This window comes from Nitrospirota bacterium (assembly GCA_040755395.1).
GTDB lineage: Bacteria > Nitrospirota > Nitrospiria > Nitrospirales > Nitrospiraceae > DATLZU01.
The window spans coordinates 1-1212 of sequence record JBFMAX010000065.1 but is presented as its reverse complement, the minus strand read 5'-3'; the positions used below and the strand labels follow the sequence as shown (position 1 = coordinate 1212).

1 protein-coding gene is annotated in these 1212 nt (G+C 48.2%); it reads right to left on the bottom strand.

The features are described 5' to 3' along the window. Positions 1-37 precede the first annotated feature (37 nt). Positions 38-1135 carry an IS5 family transposase gene (locus AB1555_20175; protein MEW6248996.1) on the bottom strand — a complete coding sequence of 366 codons (1098 nt, stop codon included), beginning with the start codon at positions 1133-1135 and terminating at the stop codon, positions 38-40. Positions 1136-1212 lie beyond the last annotated feature (77 nt).

Here is a 1212-nt window from a genome sequence, read left to right as displayed (position 1 = left end):
GGTGCATTTGACATACTCTTTGACCTCTGTTCCCGGCTTATGCAGCGAGCAACCTCGACATTCGCATAAGGTTGTACGCTGCTCCGGCCAGCAATGCCTGCAATTCAGTCCTTGCTCTGCCCCGGAACCGGCTCTTCCTCAGTCCTCCGACTGTCTTGAGCCATCCAAAGATTTCTTCAATTTTCTTTCTGATTCTCTGACTAACCTTATATCCTTCATGACGAGTAGTTCTGCCGTCTATCGCAGAGCCGCCCCGCCGCTCAACATTGGCAGCAACATGCGGAGTAACCTTTTGAATCCTCATTTCTTTAACAAACTCTTTGGTGTCGTATCCCTTGTCAGCTCCTACTGTTTTAACAGGAATGTCTCGTCGCTTAAGTTTCTTAACCATGGTCATAGCCTCGGTGCGTTCCGCTCGATTGCCGGCAATGCTGACCGCAAGGTCCACCAAAAGCCCGTTTCTGTTTTCCATCAGGGCATGAGCGCCATAGCTCAACTTGGCTTCTTGTCCGTTACTTTTTCTCATAAGGCGACACTCAGGATCAGTCGTGCTCTGATGCGTATCATTGCGACGCTTCTCTCCACGAAAATTTACAGTCGGATTGCCAGGGTCATCATCTGTCCGGGGACAATCCTTTTCAGATTCTTCTTTAGGACGAAAACTTTTCATGCTGGCCCATGCCTCAATAAGGGTACCGTCAACGCTGAAATGCTCTTCGCTCAACAACTCCGCCTGACGAGCTCGCTGCACAATCTTTTGAAAAAAACGATGGGCCACTTTGTGCTCCAAAAGTCTGTCCCGGTTCTTGGTAAACGTAGTAGCATCAATAGAGGCTTCTTCCATGTTCATATCCAAAAACCAGCGAAACAGAATATTGTAATCGAGCATCTCGCAGAACTGCCTGTCAGAACGAACAGAAAACAGGGCTATCAGTATCTGAGCCTTCAACAAACGCTCCGGTGGTATCGAAGGGCGGCCAACCCTGCTGTACATACGGTCAAATATTCTTGTCATGCGCTTCAAAACAGCATCCGCTTGTTCCTTGATTGCCCTGATCGGATGGTTCCTTGGAACACGCTGTTCCGGAGAAAGATAGCTGAACATAAAGCCTTGCGGATCGTTGATGCCTCTCATCATGCCTCCTGTGATGATGTCGTTCATCAACTATACCTTATACGTATAAACATTGGAAGTAGTTTTTCAGCACCCTG